The sequence below is a fragment of the Nostoc sp. genome (assembly GCF_036917395.1).
Taxonomy (GTDB): domain Bacteria; phylum Cyanobacteriota; class Cyanobacteriia; order Cyanobacteriales; family Nostocaceae; genus Nostoc.
This window is the reverse complement of the sequence record NZ_JBALDI010000079.1, coordinates 50,605-67,255: the sequence shown is the minus strand read 5'-3', so window position 1 is coordinate 67,255 and position 16,651 is coordinate 50,605. Positions and strand designations below refer to the sequence as shown.

The following is a 16,651-nucleotide window of genomic DNA, read 5'->3' as shown; positions in this document are numbered from 1 at the left end:
AAGGAAATACCAACCCAACTTCAACTCATGATAAAAACTATCGAAGGCATTTATCAGGATGGGGAAATTCACCTCACCCAGCTACCGCAAGATGTTAGCGATCGCTCTCAAGTCCTTGTCACCTTTCTAGATCCTGGCAAAATCGACCCCACCAAACTACGCCAACTGATTGATCAGTTGGAGACAATTGCAGGTATTGGACAAGGTTTCGAGGAACTCAACGCTGGTAAAACTCGCCCCATAGGGGATTTCGCCCTAGAAATGCAGCAAAAGTATGGCATTTCAGGTTGAGATTACGCCAATTGCGGAAGCTCAAATTGAGCAAGCTTATCGCTGGTATCGAGAGCGGAATCCTGAATTTGCTGATCGTTGGTTTCGAGGATTGATGAATGCTATTGCTACTCTACAAGAGAAGCCCCAACGTTGTGCCTTAGCAGTCGAACATGAAATTTTTCCAGAAGAAGTACGCCAACTCCTTTATGGGAAAGCTAAAAACGTATATCGAGTACTTTTTACGATTCGAGGTACTACAGTTGATGTGTTGTATGTGCGCTACAGTGGTCAAGCACCACTGACAGTAGATGACCTAGAAGAGTTAGAAGGTGGAGTTTAGGATTTTAAGGCGATCGCTATGGTAATTTACCAGTGTCGGCGAATCAACTTTTGCGAGTCAGGGAACTTACAACAGCTAGCGAAAAAACTTGGATTTAGCCGGATTAAACCAGAAAACAAGCAGCACGTAGTTTTAGAAACGCCAATGGAGGAACCAGCTTGGAATTTATTGGCGGCGAATTTACCAGAAAATCTCAAGACGCGCTTTGTGTATTCTCCTGGTAAAGTGACAGTGCGCGGGTTAGGAGTTTTTAAAGCAGATCAACAATTGCAGAATTTGATTGATGCTTTCGGAAGAATGCAGGGTGCGATTCCAGAGGCGGCTATTGTTTGATCGCTAGTTTAACCTTATACCTATTGTGAAATTATTTACTGCTGTATGTATTACGTTCTTACTACAGTCGAAGGTTTACACCTAATGTGCGATTTTGTTGTTTACTCAGCTGCTTTATATGGCTGTCAGCCAGATTACACACCTAGCCCCACAGGACTACATGAAGTGTATCGTCAGCCATATGAATATCTTGGCGTGATTAAATTCAAAGATTACGCTTTATTTAGCCCTATTTCAGCAATGGATAATTTGACTCTAGAGGCTATGGATAGTCTGGAAACTAAGAGACTTAAGGATTTTACTTGCATTGCTTTTGAAGCAAATTTTAACGCTCAAGATTTAGCTTCAATCGGAAGTCTAAACAACAACGAAAAATTTTTACAGCAATTACTGGAGCAGGGGGAAAGAATTATCGATGTAATTAGATTATTCCTCTTCAAACCTGGAAATAACACAAGTATCGGGCGTGTCGGGGCTGTTGGAAATGGGATTTCTGGTGTGTGGATTGGTGATGATGGTCAACATGCAAAATTTATTGCTAGACAAGTTTCGCCTTATCAATTTGTTCAAAAACCAATGCGGGTAACGCTTACAGATGTGCGAAAAATATATAACGACCCTGTATTCAAAGAGCTTTGTTCTGCTGCCTGCAATACTCTTGATAACCTTGATCCTTTGCTTAAACGAATTTTTCAAGGATTATTCGCATTTCGAGAAAGTCGAGAAATTCAAAATCAAGAGGCAAGATTTTTGAGGTTGGCTTCTTTGGCAGAGCATTTAGCAAAAAAAGATGCGACTGAGCATCTCCAGGGACTCAAATTACGAAATCGTATTGCTCAGATAGCACAATCAGGTTGGGATGAAAAAAGTGATGTATTGAATGTAGTGAAGGATTTGTGGAAGCACGTCAGAAATCCACTTACTCATTCAGTTGAGACCTTTACTTCGATTGCTCGCGATCCAAAGCAAGACATACCAAACATGGAGAGGATTGTAATAGATATGCTGCAAGCAGTTGTTATTGCATGGCGTGATGAGCAATTTGGCACTGACGCATATACATCACTGCTATCAGAGTAAAGTATGCTTTGATAACAAGCTAAGTAAACTGAAGCATTGCTTGCTAATGAACAAGATGCGATCATAGCAATAGTTGTGAAATATCTCGAATACAAGTAAATTATGTCAACAATATCGGGAAAATTAGAAGAACGAGTAGCGATTATAGAGGCAGAAGTTGCACGCCTCAAAAGTAAATTAAAGGTTGTTTCTTTCCCGACAATACCTTGGTGGGAGAAGATCGCTGGAACAGTCATCATATTTATGAAAACCCTGAAGTAGAAAAATCCTATCAATTCCTGTTCACTGCAATCAAGATTTGAAAGTTGGAACCTTGAAAGCCTTGATGAAAATAGCCCAGCTATCTGAAGAAGATTTACTTTAATTTCAAATTACTGCTCTGATTCATCTATTAACTTGCTTGGTTCACCTGGGTAAAAATCATCGTCCACAATCTCTACTAAACTGTAAGGACACTCTACCGGAAAAGTCCGCTTGGGCAAATCTGTTTCTCCAATAGCCAATTCGACACTTTTAAGGTAGGCTTTGCGAAGTGCTTCTTCAAGGTAGGGTTTTAGGCTAGGATTGTCTTCAAGCAGTTCAGCAATATCTAAGCGTTGAATCCGAAGTGTTGCTAACCAGCTACGGCTACGACGCTCTGACTGGTAGTGCCATTTTAGTAAATGTCCAATCAACACACTCAGACGGTTTCGCAGTTCTTGACGTTGCTGTTTACCCAAAGATTGAATCTCCTCAATCAGATTTTGTAAATCAATCTGACTCCACTGCTCATTACGAAGTAAAGTTGCTTGTTCCTGTGTCCAAGCGTAAAAATCAGTTTCGTAGAGGCTTGGTGAAGGCATTGGTATCTTTGGGTTTGTTTCAGGTACACGCATTAGGTTAGTTCAACCTCAACGTCTTTGCCTTTATTGTAGAACTGTCTCAAATCGAGGTGAGCAATAAGAGGACAAAAGTGTTTGCACAAGCGGGATCTAAGATTTCAGTTGGAGCGATCGCGATTGTGTGAGTATTATCTATAGGCGATCGCTATGGTAATTTACCAGTGTCGGCGAATCAATTTTTGCGAGTCATAGAACTCAAACAGCTAGCGAAAAAACTTGGATTTAGCCAGATTAAACCAGAAAACAAACAGCACATCGTTTTAGAAACACCGATGGAAGAATCCGCTTGGAGTTTATTGGCGGCTAATTTACCAGAGAATTTCAAGACGCGCTTTGTGTATTCTCCTGGTAAAGTTACAGTGCGTGGGTTAGGAGTTTTTAAAGCAGATCAATAATTGTAGAATTTGATTGATGCTTTCGGGAGAATGCAGGGTGCGATTCCAGAGGCAGCTATTGTTTGATCAGTTTTGCTCAAGTTTCTATAATAGTACCCTCAAGGGTACTATTAGATACATTTTTTAGTTGATATCGTAGCTTTTAAGTACAGCGATGGAAGCAATCTTTCTTTCCTCTAGCTGGCATTAAAAATTACAGGTTCAACAAAAAATGATTATGAATTCACTCAAAAAGTCCATGCGCTTGACCAAGATTTTAGCATTTGCTCTATCATTTCTGGTTTTCTGTTTCTCTACAGAGGCGATCGCAGCGCCAAGCACCCTTGCTACCTTAATTATCACGGAAAAAGCGCCAATTACTGAAGGAAAGTTCAGTATCGACACAACAACTCCTTTGCCAGAAAAAACAGTTATTCGCTCTGCTAAACTTTTTTTACCAGCTGGTGAAACTGGAACAATTAATAAGATTAAAATTACTGGACCAAATGGACTTGAATTTGGTTGTCAAGATATTAAGGTGAAGAACGGTGTTGATTTAATTAAAGCCTGTGGTGGCCCTGCTGTTTTAGAAGCTGGAGGAGCGATTACTTATGTAGCTGAAGGAAGTGGTTTTGCACCAAAACTTAACACCAAGTTAAAAGTGGTTTTATCGGATGATTTTTAGACACCAGTTTTAACCGGAATTACAACCACAAGTTTAGTGAATAAGTCGCTCTAACTTTTATTCCAGGCACAAATTAGCCTTATCGGCTTATGCAGTCAGTATTTGTGCTTGGAATACATTTTGCTATGTGAATACATTACTTATGTCAATAATTTATCCTGTAACACATTTCAGTCTTGCCTTGCTCGAATGGGTATTAATAAGCTGGGCAATTCGTTTGTGGCAGCAATCAACTAGCCTCGCAATGATTGTATTACCTATAGTGCTAGTGAGCATTAGCTATGACAATCTTATTCTTTCAATAGGAAGTCTGATTGGTGAAGGAGAGCTTTTGAAAACTCTCAGTATGCTACGCTTTCTATTACATTATTTGGTTGTACCGCTATTCATTGTGATTGGTGTTGAACTTGCTCACCGCGCCGGAGCTAGTTGGGCTAATAGAGTAGTGCGGGTTTTATCTTGGCTAATTGCATTAGGACTTACAGCGATAGATGTTGCCACCCACTATATAGGGCTGGAACTAGTTTCAATAGAGTTTGCGGGAATCCTGCGCTATCATGTTGCCAACTTGAGCGGCCCGCCAATTATCACGATTGTAGTTAATCTATTTGTTCTACTAATTGGCATTGGTATTTGGTTCCGACTGAAATGGCCGTGGTTATTTTTGGGAACATTGGTTTCCCTTGTTGGTAATGCTTTGCCCTCCTTAGCAGTAGGTACACTTGCTGGTAGTGCATCTGAATTTGTCATGGCTGTAAGTTTGCTCTTAAGTGAGGAGTTTTCCCAAAGAACGAGACAAAGTATAAGCATTTATTCGTGAAATAGATGCGATCGCCCCTCAATCAAGAGAGGAAAAGTAGAGAAATGCGGCAAGCTACGCTCATGATCAAAGCTTTCGCGTTGAGCGTCTCGGAAAGAGGAAAATGGGAGAGCGTCGCACCCACCCCAACCCCCCATGAGTACTAGATTATATCTGTAGTTAGAGTTTTACTATCTGTAGTTAGAGTTTTACTAGTTGTAATTGAGCGATTATTCAACCATTTGTATGAGGTAAACAGTAAGTGAATAGATGTATTTTGTTATTCATAACAGCATGAAAAACAAAATACTTATACTTTTACCAAATTTTATTTACCGTGAATATTCATCTAAGTTTTCAGTTATTGAAGCGAGTATTTATTTTTTTTACGTTAATTGGTTTAGTAACAGCTTGCGAATCAATTCAAGCACAGCAAATAACTGCTCGGCAATCCAAAGTTATTTTTGGTGCTAGTGATGGCGAATTAACTGAGCAAGGTTCTGTGCGTACTTACTATATTTATACACCTAAGTCTTATTCTTCTAGTCGTCCTATGCCATTAGTTTTAGTATTTCATGGGGACGATGGTAGCGGGCGTTCAATTAGTAATGTCTCAGGGTTTAATGAATTAGCAGAACAAAAAGGGTTTATTGTAGTTTATCCTGATGGAATTGACCATACATGGAGCCTGAGAAAGAAGGGTAAAAGGAAGATTGATGATATCTCTTTTGTGAAGAATTTAATTAATCACCTACAGCAAGTTAGGAATATTGATAAGCGTAGAATCTACGCTACTGGCTTTTCTAAAGGTGGAATATTAACTCAGGCTTTGACTTGTCAACTATCTGATCAGATAGCTGCTTTTGCTTCGGTTGCTGGTTCTCTGCCAATGCGACTTGAACAAACATGCCAACCCCTTCTTCCTGTGTCAATGTTGATGATTAACGGCACAAACGACCAATCTGTACATTATCAGGGCGACGAAAAAACTCAAAAAGGAGCGCTCGTTTCCATTCCGAAAGTAGTAAATTTTTGGCGCGATCATAACCAATGTCCCACGTATGCTGCAAACGATGTAGCATTTGCCCTTGACAATGCTCGCAGTAGCGATAAAGTTAAAACCTATTCCTACTCCGGTTGTAGTGCTGGTTCAGAGGTTTTAGGATTAGCTGTAGTTAATGGGGGACATCTTTGGTACGGTGGTACTTCTAATGATAAAAATATTAACAAGTTCAATAAAAACCTGGGTTTGGACTCAACTCAGATGATTTGGAATTTCTTTGAGCGTCATACTCTACCTCCAGTTCCAAGCAAAAGCATCTCGTAGACAGGAAAACCCAATCTTCAAACTTCCTCTAAAAGTTGGCGGGCAGGTACGCCATCGCTCGCCTTGATCGCGTCGCGGTCTGGAGTCCAACCTAAACGTACAGCACTCAAATCAGCAGCAGCAAGCAGGCTTTTAGTGAGAACAAGGGGCTTAAGCCCCTTGTGTGGAACCTACTTGCGTGGTTAACGTTTCGTGTAGACGCAGTTTCTAACCGCCCTTTTTACTCCTGATTTAAATGTTTGAGAATCAACGAGCAAACATCTGTAGGCTCAATTCGATTTTCATTAACTAAGTGAGTTTGATGGGTGATAAATAGAGGCCCTTCAGCTAAAGAAGTGGTAATGTGACCGTGAGAGCCACGTACTAGGGAAGCATCCAAAGGAATCACATCCATTAAGTAGCGAAAACCTAGTTGTTTCTTAACTAACTTGAGAGCAACTTTTACTTGAGGCAATTTCATCTGCGGATCGAGGAAAAGTTCTACAGGATCGTAACCAGGTTTGCGGTGGATATCTACAGTTCTAGCAAAATCGGGCGCTTTGGCATCATCGAGCCAATAATAATAGGTAAACCAAGCGTCAGGCGCAGCGATCGCCACCAACTCTCCCGATCTAGGATGAGCAAGGTGGTAGGCTTGCTTACCCTCTTCATCCAATACCTGCGCCACACCTTCAGTTGCTTCTAAAAGCGATCGCACTTTTGGGATGTATGCCGGATCATTCACATATACATGAGCAATTTGGTGATCAGCAACAGCAAAGGCAATGCTAGCACCAAAATCGAGCAGTTCTCGCCCCAATTCCTCCCGCACAGCTATTAAACCGTTTTCCCTTAATACGCGGTTGATATCCACTGCTTTGGAGACTGGCGTGATGCCATACTCAGAAAGAATAATTACCTGAATATTTCGTGCTTGATAATATTTAATTAAATCGCCACAAACAGCATCAATTTCTCGCAAATCAGCTTGGATCTGTGTTTTATTGTTACCAAATCGTTGCAAACAGTAATCTAAATGTGGCAGATAAACTAGTGATAAAGTGGGGCTGTAGCGTTCCTCAATCCATTTTGCGGAATTGGCAATCCATTGGCTAGAACTAATAGAAGTTTTTGGCCCCCAAAAATCGAACAGAGGGAAGTTACCTAAATCAGATTGAATTTGCGATCGCACATCACTAGGATGGGTATAAATATCAGGTAATTTTCTGCCATCTGCGGGATACATTGGGCGCGGCGTAATGGCATAATCGACTGAGGAATACATATTGTACCACCAAAAAAGGTTGGCACAACTGAAGTTTGGATCTATTGATTTAGCTATTTCCCAAACTTTGGGAGCCTGCACTAGTTTATTAGATTGTCGCCAAAATTTAACTTCACATTCATCACGGAAGTACCAGCCATTAGCGACAATTCCATGCTCATCAGGCAATTTTCCTGTTAAATAAGTAGCCTGAACCGAACAAGTCACAGCAGGTAACACTGTTGCGATCGGAACTACCTGCCCTTTATCAGCCCAAGAAGATAAAAACGGCGTGTTTTCTCCTAGTAAACTGGGCGTTAATCCCACGACATTTAGAACAACCGTTTTCTGCATAAAATCAATCTCCTCTTAATTGGCGGCAAATTCTTTTAATACCCACTCATATTCCCGCTGAATAGAAGTCAGCAAATCTATCTTCATTTCTGATGGCAATACATCCCAGGTATAAGTCTCAATTTCTAAATGTTGACAAGCATTGTTTGTTTGAAGTAGATGCAAAACAGTAGCAATATCATCTTGCGTAGACTGCAAAATTTGATAATCATGAATAAAAATTGGCACATGGAAGTGAGTACGCCATTCTTCAGCTAGAGATTTTTCTAAGTTTGGTAATGCAGTTATTAAGTCAGGATAGTGAGACAGTGTATCGTCACTGCGACGTTCTATTACCTGGTGAAGATAAGTAGATTCAGCAAAAGGACGTAAACGCTCAACTATCAAACTACGTTTCTCAACCTCAGCAGGTATTTTTACTTTAATTGCGGCGCTGATTTGAATTTTGCCAATCTTAATACCTGCTGATTGCAAACGTCCAAATACAGATTGAGGCTGCTCATATTCAACTGAAAAATGGCAGGTGTCATAGCAAACCCGAACATGTTCTAGCAATTTAGTCTCTGCTAAACTCTGCTCAATATTTAACTTTTTTGATAAGTAATTCCCACCAATTGGCAATAACCAATTGTGATAGAAATCAATTACTTCTGAGGTATTTTCAATTAATCCATCAGGCTCAGGTTCTAAATCAATATGGAGTATCTTTCCTGTTTTTTCGCAAATGTGAATCATTTCTGCGACAACTGATGCTATATTAAAACAACTCTTTTTCATAACTGTTTCAAAAGTTGCTTGGTCTTCTCCCGACCAAGGTTTATAGGATAATGGCAGTGTAGAAATTCCACCATCCAGTCCTTCTGGTAACAGAGTAGCTAAAATTTGTGTCAACTTTAATGTATAATTTACCCTTTCTTGTGTAGACCAATCTGGTGCATAAACTTGGTCTTTTACCACCTGTCGATGGAATCCGCCATAAGGAAATCCATTTAAGGTGAAAACATATAAATTGTGTTGAGTCAGCCAAGCTTGGAATTGAGCTAAATTATTACTTTCTAAAAGTTCTTTGGTAGCAATATCTGCTAACCTCAAACCAATCCCAAAAGGTTCTGTAGGTGATAAACGTGACTTGAGATTGAGAACATATTTTTCTAAATTGGCGAAAACCTCTAGCCAACTTTCACCAGGATGAATATTGCTGCAATAAGTTAAATGAAAGTTGCTGTCTTTTGTAATTTTCATTTTCTAGCTTTATACCCTATATATGCTAATAATCTGTTTTCTTGGATTTATACAATTTCACAAAATCCCTACTACATATTCATGAGTATGGGCGCACATCTATCATTGGTGTCAACTTAAGCTACAACCCCTTTAAAATGTCGTTTTCAGCCTCTGGCTGGAAATGCTCTTTCATTGCGGTTCTGCCGCTAGTCTTGAGGCGGAGCCTCTTACTAGGCATTCCCAGTCAGAGACTGGGAACGAGACAATCTCTAAAAGCAAGTTCATGAGAGGCTTTCACCTTAAGTTGACACTAATGCACATCTATGCGCCCATACAGCCGATTTATGGTATTACTGGGTACGTACATTCAAATTTAAGTTACGGCAAATAGTTGTGCTAATTTCATCGAAATTGGCAGCAAGATTAGAACTAATAAACCGTAATACAAACCAGCAAAACCAGATGCAACGGTTGCATCTAAGACAATTAGAGATAACACGCCTATTTTTACAGCATTTCGGATGTTTTCAGCTAGTGGTTGACGCGCAGCTTTGATAAAATTAGGCAACACTCGGATAGCTAATAGAACAGCAAATGGTAGTGCTGCGATCGCTGTATACTCTCTTAATAATCCTAAAGCTAAAACTGCTGTCAAAACTATTGCAATTAGCAGTAGCGCGAGTACTCCCGTAATCTTCTTACCTCCGTGAACTTCACCCTGACTAATTGCGGTGATAGCAGCAATATAAAGAATAGGAATCAGCGTTAAATACCAACGTTCTCCTATGATTGCGGGTACAGCACTTACGCCTAACAATAAGTTACTACCACGGCACAAACCCATATTAAGTGGGCCAAAAAAAGGATGATGTTTGGCGAGTGCGTCATACAGGAGGCATGAAAGAGTGATAAATATAGCGATCGCAGCACTTAACCAGGATACTTGAAAAGCAGCTATAATTCCAATTGCAAACAGTATACTCCCCAATAAAGTAGCATTTTGGCGAGATACGCGACCACTAGGAATTGCTCTATTTGGTCGCTCTTTTGCATCTAATTCAGCATCGAAAACATCATTAAAAACTACCCCACCGCCGTATAAACCAGTTGTAGCTAATAACAACCAAGTTAATGGAATTAGTATGGCAAAAGTTGCTTCGCCATTGATTAATTTAGTAAAAATTATTCCAGAGCCAGAAGCAGCAAAACCAAGAAGAATATCCGCCCAAGCAGTAACAATATTAGCAGGACGCATCAATTCCAGATAACCCCTCCAGCCTTGAAAATTTAAGCTTGCAACATTCATTCGTCTGCCTCATTGCCGAGTAATTTATCAAAACAAACCGCATATTATAGATGAATCAGATATTTATGCAATTCCTCTTCCCCACTCCCCAGTACAGATGCGATTAATCGAGTCTCTCCCCAATTTTCTACTCAATCAACACATAATTTGAAACTGATTTGATTCCTGGTTCCTGTCCCCGCAATACAGAATTACCACTGAACAACTCACGCTGATCAACAGATTGGGGATTCAGCCAGTCTGATGCTTTCATCTGCCCAGTTTGACTGTAAGCAGCTAGGGCGTTTTCATAACAAACTGTTCGCACATGTTCTTCAGGAATGCCCCGATCTAACATCAGTTGAGCAGTTTTTGGGACTGCTAAAGGATCGCTAATACCCCAATCAGCGCTACTATCTACAATGATGTGATTAGATCCATACTTGCGGACAACTTCTACCATCCTGGCGTTACCCATCTTCGTCTGTGGGTAAATCGTGAAAGCTGCCCAAAAACCCCGTCCTAATACTTCCTCTACGGTTTCCTCGTTGTTGTGATCAATAACTACTTGTGAGGGATCTAAGCCATATTCAATGCAGCGATCCATACTCCGACTAGCACCTGCTTTTTTATTGCGGTGAGGGGTATGAATTAGTACTAACATATCAAGTTCTTTTGCTAATGCTAACTGTTGACAAAAGTATTTATCCTCTGCTTCTGTCATGTCGTCGTAGCCAATTTCGCCAATGGCAACAACTCCCTCTTTACAAGCATAAAGTGGTAGCAGTTCTATAACTTCTGCTGCTAACGCTTCATTGTTAGCTTCTTTCGGATTTAGACCAATTGTGCAATAGTGTTGGATGCCAAACTGACTAGCACGGAACCGTTCCCAGCCCACAAGACTACTGAAATAGTCTTTAAATGTGCCAGCGTTGGTTCGGGGTTGTCCTAACCAAAAGGCTGGTTCAATGACAGCGACAATGCCATATTCCCGCATTACTAAGTAATCGTAAGTAGTACGGGAACACATGTGAATGTGAGGATCGATAAACATCATAGTGTGGTTTAATGAGCGATAAATTTTATTAGGGATTAGGTACTTGGAAAACTCAGTCCCTTTTATTTGTAAACAAAGAGGCTTAGCGCAGCTCGCCGCAGGCATCGCGGCTAAAACTACTCCAAGTCAGATTACCTTGTTGAATGGATGACTGTAAATCTGGATAACGGGAAAGTAATGCTTCTGCTTGGGGTAAAGGCGATTGGGCGCAAGCTAATGCTGCAGCTTGTTGTTCCTCTATATCCCCATTAGCCAGTACTTTTTCCAAATCTGTGATGATTGCGCTATCCGCAAACCGCCCTACCGATCGCCAAAGTTCTGGCGTAACTGAGCGTTTAGCTGCCCAACGTTCATGGGCATAGTTTGCCAACATCCTCGCCAATTCTGGGTTAGCACGCCGATCCAGACCCCAAATTAGATGCAACGGACTGCCGACAAACACAGCCTTCAGCACCATCTGATTCCAAGCAGCATTATCTAAATAATCCGCTGGATAAGGGTTACGTAGTGCTATCGCTTGGAATACATTACTCATATTGCTGCGAATTCCCTCAGCAGTACGATGGCGATGTAACTCTGGATATGGTAACAGTGGCAAACTTTGATAAAGGACAACTAACTCCCCCATATCGGCAGTGGAGAAGACTTGATCGAGCGATCGCACATACCCCTGGGCATCATCGTGGGGCAACGCTAAAAGCAAGAGTGTGCGACCTGCTTGATCTACACTCCAATGACCAGGATACCAACCAGGAACCACATCCTTTGCTGCTTCCAAGTCCTGGAATGTTAGCTGCAAATCCTGTTTGCCTAAATAACGCGGTACAGCACTAAATGCCGTGAAAAACACTCTCTCAGCAGCGCCGCTAGCAATTTGTGCCTGCTTCTGTTCCAGCCAAGCAAAAGCTTTCTCTGAAACAGATTTTAACAGCCAGTGATGGAGTAACTTGTTTACTTTATTCATGATGAATTTCAGGAGAAGTTGCCCAACTTTTTTGTGACAACCAAGTATAAAATCTAGCACTAAAGTTGATATTTTGTGATTGAGGTAGCTAGATAATATACTACTGAGATCATAACTTCACTGAAACTATAAAAATCTCCCGATTTTAAATAAGATACTGTAAAGATATCATTTTGATTAGATAAATTATAAAATTATCTTACGGAAAAAATTAGAATCTTATGTAATCATGATATTTATTGCCAATCTCATATATAAAGACTAGATATCAATAAAATTATGAAATAATATTGTTTTGAACTTTCTATATTAAAGTGAATAAACTTCAAAATTATGATTGATTTAGTAGCTCAATTGGTCTAGCAAATTATTTCAAAGTTAAAGTTATCAATGGATTTATTGGGTTTATTTTACTGTTAATTATAATTGCATTAGTGCATTCATTTACAAATAGTTAAATAATAATATTCAAATGGCTATTCAACAAAAAAATGTTCTTAATCTGCAACCAATTAACCAATGTGTCCGCGTGACCTTCAATTATGATGTTCACTTCACTAGAAGTTTGTTTCAGCTAGATAATCCTTTACTGGCACAAGTGATTGCCGCAGATGGGGAGACAACCCCGAAACAAGTGCTAGCAGTGGTAGATGCAGGATTTTTACAGTATCAGGATGGGTTGCTCAAAAAATTATCAGTCTATGCCCAGTATTATGAAAATGTACTAACATTGAGCGGTGAGCCGATAGTAGTTCCGGGTGGAGAAGCAGTCAAGAACGATTCTAGATTTATAGAGCAAATTCATCAAATTATCAACGCAACTGGATTGTGCCGTCACTCCTACGTCTTAGCAATTGGAGGTGGAGCCGTCCTAGATATGGTAGGATACGCAGCAACAACAGCTCACCGAGGAATTCGGCTGTTACGAGTACCGACAACAGTATTAGGGCAAAACGATTCGGGTGTAGGGGTAAAGAACGGAATTAATGCCTTTGGCAAGAAAAACTTTTTGGGTACATTCATGCCACCTTATGCTGTCTTGAATGACTTTGATTTTATTACTAGCCTTGACGATCGAGATTGGCGATCAGGTATTGCAGAAGCAGTGAAAGTAGCGTTGATTAAAGATGCAGATTTCTTCGATTTCATTATGACTAATGCCGAGAAATTGGCTAATCGAGACATGGACATAATGGAAACATTGATTTATCGCTGTTCCCAATTGCACTTAGAGCATATTGCTGGTAGCGGCGACCCCTTTGAAATGGGTTCATCGCGTCCTTTGGATTTTGGACACTGGGCTGCTCACAAACTGGAGCATTTAACTAATTACAGCCTACGTCACGGTGAAGCTGTAGCGATCGGCATTGCTTTAGATACGACCTATTCATATTTAACAGGGCAACTCTTACAATCTGAGTGGCAAAGGGTTATAAGTACATTAAAGAAATTAGGCTTTATCTTGTACGTATCAGCGCTGACAGAGCAATTAGATCAGCTAGATCATCCGCATTGTCTATTTAGGGGGCTTACCGAGTTCCGTGAACACTTGGGAGGAAAATTGACACTCACCCTTCTACAAGGAATCGGACAGGGAATAGAAGTTCATCAGGTGGATTTGTCTTTGTATAGAGATGCTATTTTGATACTGCAAGATTGGGAACTTTTGCATTAATTCTCCTTATTTCTCCTGGATGTGATGGGGGTCTATAGTTTGGAACTCTCATCTGTTGTTATCTCCTCAACCCACGCTACTTGGTGTTCACAATGAAAACCTCGATTCTTCCAAGCTTGCATATCTACTTGGGTAAGCTTTGTCACATTCGAGCATTGCGGTTGAATAATTTGACTTAAAATCGCCCAAAATAAGCTACGTGTTACATCTAATCCAGTTTTGGGCCAAGATTCACGATTACCAGGAACACCCAACTCCTGAACAATATCTGTCTCTACCCAAATACCATGAGCGCCCAAAAGAATCTGTGCCATCCATTTAGCTCTGGGTAAGTGACTTGGCGAGGTAATCAACATGACTTTATGCACTCCCCAACGCCGCAGAATCGGTATACCATAATAAAAATTTTCAAAGGTAGAATTCGCACACTTTTCTAACCAGACGTTTTGTAAGCTTGCTAATTCGTCCTGAAAAATTAACCATATACAGGGGTCTGGGGAACCATGAGAAATTAAAATTGGGGTTTGCGGGTATTGTTTTGCTTGTTGGGCAACATAAGTTTCTCGATGAACACTGCCACCAAGCACCAAGAAGGCATCTACTGGCTGCGAAGAAGCAAAAACTAAGGTTATAGTAGTAAAAATCAGCCAAGCACCCAGGACAACGGACAATCCGCCAGTTAGCTTTTGTAATAATTGCCACAGATTAGCAAAATTTTTTTTAATAGAAATTAACGATTTGATGGTAAATTTGCGTTTCATGATTTAGGTAATAAAAGCTGATTTAATGACTGTCTAACAGTCCTGCAATTGAGTGAACAAAGTGCTATCTTGTAAAAGTAATGAATAAGTGTAAACATGACGCTAATCAAAGTGTCACATGGTCAGAAGAGCCTTCCGGAGAAGGCTAACAAACCGAGAAATGGTTGTTAATAATGCAGTATTTTCGGCATCATTCAACGATAAAAATGATTAAGGAAGCATAGCTTAGTTTGGGGTATAAAAACTTAAAATTTTCTGGAAAGCCTGATTGCTAAACTGTCAACAACACAATTATTCCAGCTAATATACATGAAAAAATCTCCGAAAAGTTACTCGCCGCTCCAAGTAGCCTTAATTGGTGGAGCGATCGCCACGACTGCTACTATGTCTGTGTTCGGCCCCGTTTGGACTCGTGGTGTCCGTGCTGCTCTAGCTCTACAAGACAGCCCGAAAGTGATAGTTGACCAAGTTTGGCAAGTGGTAAATCGTGAATATGTTGATGCCAAATTTAATCAACAAGATTGGCAAGCAACCAGACAAAGCCTGTTGAGCAAAGACTATTCTACTCGGGAAGAAGCTTATACTGCTATTCGCGAAGCTTTACAAAAGTTGGGAGATCCTTACACTCGATTTATGGACCCCAAACAGTTTGAAGCCCTGACTAGCCAAACAGACGGGGAAGTCTCTGGGATTGGCATTCGGATGGAAGTGAACCAAAAAACTCAGCGGCTCACTGTTGTCGAAGCCATAGAAAATTCTCCAGCACTGAAAGCTGGGATCAAAGCAGGCGATCAAATTTTGGCAATTGACGGCAAACCCACTCTCAAAATGAAAGTGGATGACGCCTCCAAGTTAATTCGTGGCGAAGTGGGTACTCCCATCAAACTACGGGTGGGACGGACAGGGCTAAATGCCTTTGATTTGAAACTGACAAGGGGAAAGATTGAAGTGCCAACAGTACGTTATACCCTTAGGCAAGAAGGGAATCGCCGCGTTGGCTATATCCGTTTGCGGGAATTTAGCGCCCACGCCGCAGAGCAAATGCAACGAGCCATCCGCGATTTGAACAATAAGAAAGTAGATTCTTATGTCTTGGATTTGCGGGGAAATCCTGGCGGGTTGTTGAACGCCAGCATTGAAATTGCCCGGATGTGGTATGATAACGGCGCGATTGTCAAGACAGTAGACCGTGTAGGCAGCAGTGAAGAAACTAAAGCCAATCGCACTTCTCTGACAAATCGTCCTTTGGCAGTATTAGTAGATGGGAATTCAGCTAGTGCTAGCGAAATCCTCACAGGGGCACTCAAGGATAATAAGCGGGCGGTAGTCGTAGGTGGTCAAACCTTTGGTAAGGCCTTAGTCCAGTCAGTTCATAAACTCGCAGATGGTTCCGGCTTAGCAGTTACCATTGCCCATTACTACACCCCTGCGGGAACGGATATTAACCATAAAGGGATTACGCCAGATATCAAGCTAGACTTGACAGAGGCACAAGAGCGTCAGTTGGCTTCTAATCCAGATTTAATCGGAACTAAGAGTGATCCGCAATATGCCCGGGCGATCACAATTCTATCAAGTAACAACTTTGCCCGGCCGCCAGCAACTCAACCCACTCGACCCATGAGCAGTGCCGATAACCTGAAATTTTAGTTAACAGGACTTACGCAAGAACTCTCTGAAACTCTTATTCCTTTGTGTCCTTTGCGACGGCAGTCGCCCATGGGGGAAACCCCCTACAGCCCTTCCCTAACGGGACGCCTTGGGGCGAACGGGCATCCTACGGCAGGCGCTAGCCTCTCACGAATGGGAGAAGACCGCGCTGCCTCCCCTTTGCGGTTCGTTTTATCATGATTTTGCGTAAGTCCTGACTAAAACAAAAATTCATCCCACGTCATTCCCAAATCCAGATTTTTGGAGTTATGAAAACTGCTTGATATACCGTTCTAGGATTTTGGATTGGGAATACTAGCTACTAATCCCATCTCCAAAATCTCAG

General features: G+C 41.1%; 16 protein-coding genes and 2 pseudogenes. 11 read left to right on the top strand and 7 right to left on the bottom strand.

Annotation, left to right across the window (positions count from 1 at the left end):
• Positions 1 to 27 precede the first annotated feature (27 nt).
• The 5 genes and pseudogenes from V7K46_RS27660 (at position 28) to V7K46_RS27640 (ending at position 2,287) form a co-directional block, all read left to right on the top strand.
• On the top strand, positions 28 to 291 hold the full coding sequence (locus V7K46_RS27660) for a hypothetical protein (RefSeq protein WP_335118935.1): 264 nt from the start codon (positions 28 to 30) through the stop codon (positions 289 to 291).
• Positions 275 to 613 carry a type II toxin-antitoxin system RelE/ParE family toxin gene (locus tag V7K46_RS27655; RefSeq protein WP_335118933.1) on the top strand — a complete coding sequence of 113 codons (339 nt, stop codon included), beginning with the start codon at positions 275 to 277 and terminating at the stop codon, positions 611 to 613. Before V7K46_RS27660 ends, V7K46_RS27655 begins: the two co-directional genes overlap by 17 nt.
• An 11-nt stretch (positions 614 to 624) precedes the next feature.
• Positions 625 to 946: pseudogene (locus V7K46_RS27650) on the top strand (TRCF domain-containing protein); the annotation flags it as partial.
• Positions 947 to 1,030: 84 nt separating this feature from the next.
• On the top strand, positions 1,031 to 2,026 hold the full coding sequence (locus V7K46_RS27645; RefSeq protein WP_335118929.1) for a hypothetical protein: 996 nt from the start codon (positions 1,031 to 1,033) through the stop codon (positions 2,024 to 2,026).
• Between the two features lie 102 nt (positions 2,027 to 2,128).
• The gene (locus V7K46_RS27640) at positions 2,129 to 2,287 is read left to right on the top strand and encodes a hypothetical protein (RefSeq protein ID WP_335118926.1); all 159 of its coding nucleotides are present in this window, start codon (positions 2,129 to 2,131) and stop codon (positions 2,285 to 2,287) included.
• A 110-nt stretch (positions 2,288 to 2,397) separates the two neighbouring features.
• Here V7K46_RS27640 and V7K46_RS27635 read toward each other — a convergent pair whose 3' ends face one another.
• Positions 2,398 to 2,868 carry a DUF29 domain-containing protein gene (locus V7K46_RS27635; protein WP_335118924.1) on the bottom strand — a complete coding sequence of 157 codons (471 nt, stop codon included), beginning with the start codon at positions 2,866 to 2,868 and terminating at the stop codon, positions 2,398 to 2,400.
• A 179-nt stretch (positions 2,869 to 3,047) separates the two neighbouring features.
• Between V7K46_RS27635 and V7K46_RS27630 the strand changes: the two are divergent.
• The 4 genes and pseudogenes from V7K46_RS27630 to V7K46_RS27615 all read left to right on the top strand — a co-directional run.
• A pseudogene (locus V7K46_RS27630) lies at positions 3,048 to 3,308 on the top strand (TRCF domain-containing protein); the annotation flags it as partial.
• 211 nt (positions 3,309 to 3,519) lie between these two features.
• Positions 3,520 to 3,966, top strand: a complete 447-nt coding sequence (locus tag V7K46_RS27625) for a hypothetical protein (RefSeq protein ID WP_335118922.1) — start codon at positions 3,520 to 3,522, stop codon at positions 3,964 to 3,966.
• Between the two features lie 142 nt (positions 3,967 to 4,108).
• The gene (locus tag V7K46_RS27620; protein ID WP_335118920.1) at positions 4,109 to 4,786 is read left to right on the top strand and encodes a hypothetical protein; all 678 of its coding nucleotides are present in this window, start codon (positions 4,109 to 4,111) and stop codon (positions 4,784 to 4,786) included.
• A gap of 316 nt (positions 4,787 to 5,102) precedes the next feature.
• Complete coding sequence (locus tag V7K46_RS27615; RefSeq protein ID WP_335118918.1) at positions 5,103 to 6,092, top strand: extracellular catalytic domain type 1 short-chain-length polyhydroxyalkanoate depolymerase; 990 nt, start codon at positions 5,103 to 5,105, stop codon at positions 6,090 to 6,092.
• Positions 6,093 to 6,312: 220 nt separating this feature from the next.
• On the opposite strand, the gene V7K46_RS27610 is transcribed toward V7K46_RS27615, so the two are convergent.
• The 5 genes from V7K46_RS27610 to V7K46_RS27590 form a co-directional block, all read right to left on the bottom strand.
• Positions 6,313 to 7,689 (bottom strand): alkaline phosphatase family protein, encoded by a 1,377-nt coding sequence (locus V7K46_RS27610; RefSeq protein ID WP_335118916.1) that lies wholly within the window; start codon positions 7,687 to 7,689, stop codon positions 6,313 to 6,315.
• A 15-nt stretch (positions 7,690 to 7,704) separates the two neighbouring features.
• A complete protein-coding gene (gene eboE / locus V7K46_RS27605; protein WP_335118914.1) occupies positions 7,705 to 8,931 on the bottom strand; it encodes a metabolite traffic protein EboE in 1,227 nt (408 codons plus the stop codon).
• Positions 8,932 to 9,286: 355 nt separating this feature from the next.
• Complete coding sequence (gene eboC, locus V7K46_RS27600; RefSeq protein ID WP_335118912.1) at positions 9,287 to 10,219, bottom strand: UbiA-like protein EboC; 933 nt, start codon at positions 10,217 to 10,219, stop codon at positions 9,287 to 9,289.
• 127 nt (positions 10,220 to 10,346) lie between these two features.
• Positions 10,347 to 11,255 carry a TatD family hydrolase gene (locus V7K46_RS27595; RefSeq protein WP_335118910.1) on the bottom strand — a complete coding sequence of 303 codons (909 nt, stop codon included), beginning with the start codon at positions 11,253 to 11,255 and terminating at the stop codon, positions 10,347 to 10,349.
• 82 nt (positions 11,256 to 11,337) lie between these two features.
• Positions 11,338 to 12,219 (bottom strand): EboA family metabolite traffic protein, encoded by an 882-nt coding sequence (locus V7K46_RS27590; RefSeq protein WP_335118907.1) that lies wholly within the window; start codon positions 12,217 to 12,219, stop codon positions 11,338 to 11,340.
• A gap of 472 nt (positions 12,220 to 12,691) precedes the next feature.
• Here V7K46_RS27590 and V7K46_RS27585 point away from each other — a divergent pair, with 472 nt between their 5' ends.
• A complete protein-coding gene (locus V7K46_RS27585; protein ID WP_335118905.1) occupies positions 12,692 to 13,894 on the top strand; it encodes a 3-dehydroquinate synthase in 1,203 nt (400 codons plus the stop codon).
• A gap of 32 nt (positions 13,895 to 13,926) precedes the next feature.
• On the opposite strand, the gene V7K46_RS27580 is transcribed toward V7K46_RS27585, so the two are convergent.
• Entirely contained in the window at positions 13,927 to 14,655 is a 729-nt protein-coding gene (locus V7K46_RS27580) for a YdcF family protein (protein ID WP_335118903.1), read from the bottom strand.
• Positions 14,656 to 14,964: 309 nt separating this feature from the next.
• Here V7K46_RS27580 and ctpB point away from each other — a divergent pair, with 309 nt between their 5' ends.
• Positions 14,965 to 16,305: a carboxyl-terminal processing protease CtpB gene (ctpB, locus tag V7K46_RS27575; protein WP_335118901.1), complete on the top strand. Its 1,341-nt coding sequence runs from the start codon at positions 14,965 to 14,967 to the stop codon at positions 16,303 to 16,305.
• Positions 16,306 to 16,651 lie beyond the last annotated feature (346 nt).

Coding starts and splice junctions, on each gene's coding strand:
- V7K46_RS27660 (WP_335118935.1), top strand. CDS start 28: ATGATAAAAACTATCGAAGGCATTTATCAGGATGGGGAAATTCACCTC.
- V7K46_RS27655 (WP_335118933.1), top strand. CDS start 275: ATGGCATTTCAGGTTGAGATTACGCCAATTGCGGAAGCTCAAATTGAG.
- V7K46_RS27645 (WP_335118929.1), top strand. CDS start 1,031: ATGTGCGATTTTGTTGTTTACTCAGCTGCTTTATATGGCTGTCAGCCA.
- V7K46_RS27640 (WP_335118926.1), top strand. CDS start 2,129: ATGTCAACAATATCGGGAAAATTAGAAGAACGAGTAGCGATTATAGAG.
- V7K46_RS27635 (WP_335118924.1), bottom strand. CDS start 2,868: ATGCCTTCACCAAGCCTCTACGAAACTGATTTTTACGCTTGGACACAG.
- V7K46_RS27625 (WP_335118922.1), top strand. CDS start 3,520: ATGAATTCACTCAAAAAGTCCATGCGCTTGACCAAGATTTTAGCATTT.
- V7K46_RS27620 (WP_335118920.1), top strand. CDS start 4,109: ATGTCAATAATTTATCCTGTAACACATTTCAGTCTTGCCTTGCTCGAA.
- V7K46_RS27610 (WP_335118916.1), bottom strand. CDS start 7,689: ATGCAGAAAACGGTTGTTCTAAATGTCGTGGGATTAACGCCCAGTTTA.
- eboE (WP_335118914.1), bottom strand. CDS start 8,931: ATGAAAATTACAAAAGACAGCAACTTTCATTTAACTTATTGCAGCAAT.
- eboC (WP_335118912.1), bottom strand. CDS start 10,219: ATGAATGTTGCAAGCTTAAATTTTCAAGGCTGGAGGGGTTATCTGGAA.
- V7K46_RS27595 (WP_335118910.1), bottom strand. CDS start 11,255: ATGATGTTTATCGATCCTCACATTCACATGTGTTCCCGTACTACTTAC.
- V7K46_RS27590 (WP_335118907.1), bottom strand. CDS start 12,219: ATGAATAAAGTAAACAAGTTACTCCATCACTGGCTGTTAAAATCTGTT.
- V7K46_RS27585 (WP_335118905.1), top strand. CDS start 12,692: ATGGCTATTCAACAAAAAAATGTTCTTAATCTGCAACCAATTAACCAA.
- V7K46_RS27580 (WP_335118903.1), bottom strand. CDS start 14,655: ATGAAACGCAAATTTACCATCAAATCGTTAATTTCTATTAAAAAAAAT.
- ctpB (WP_335118901.1), top strand. CDS start 14,965: ATGAAAAAATCTCCGAAAAGTTACTCGCCGCTCCAAGTAGCCTTAATT.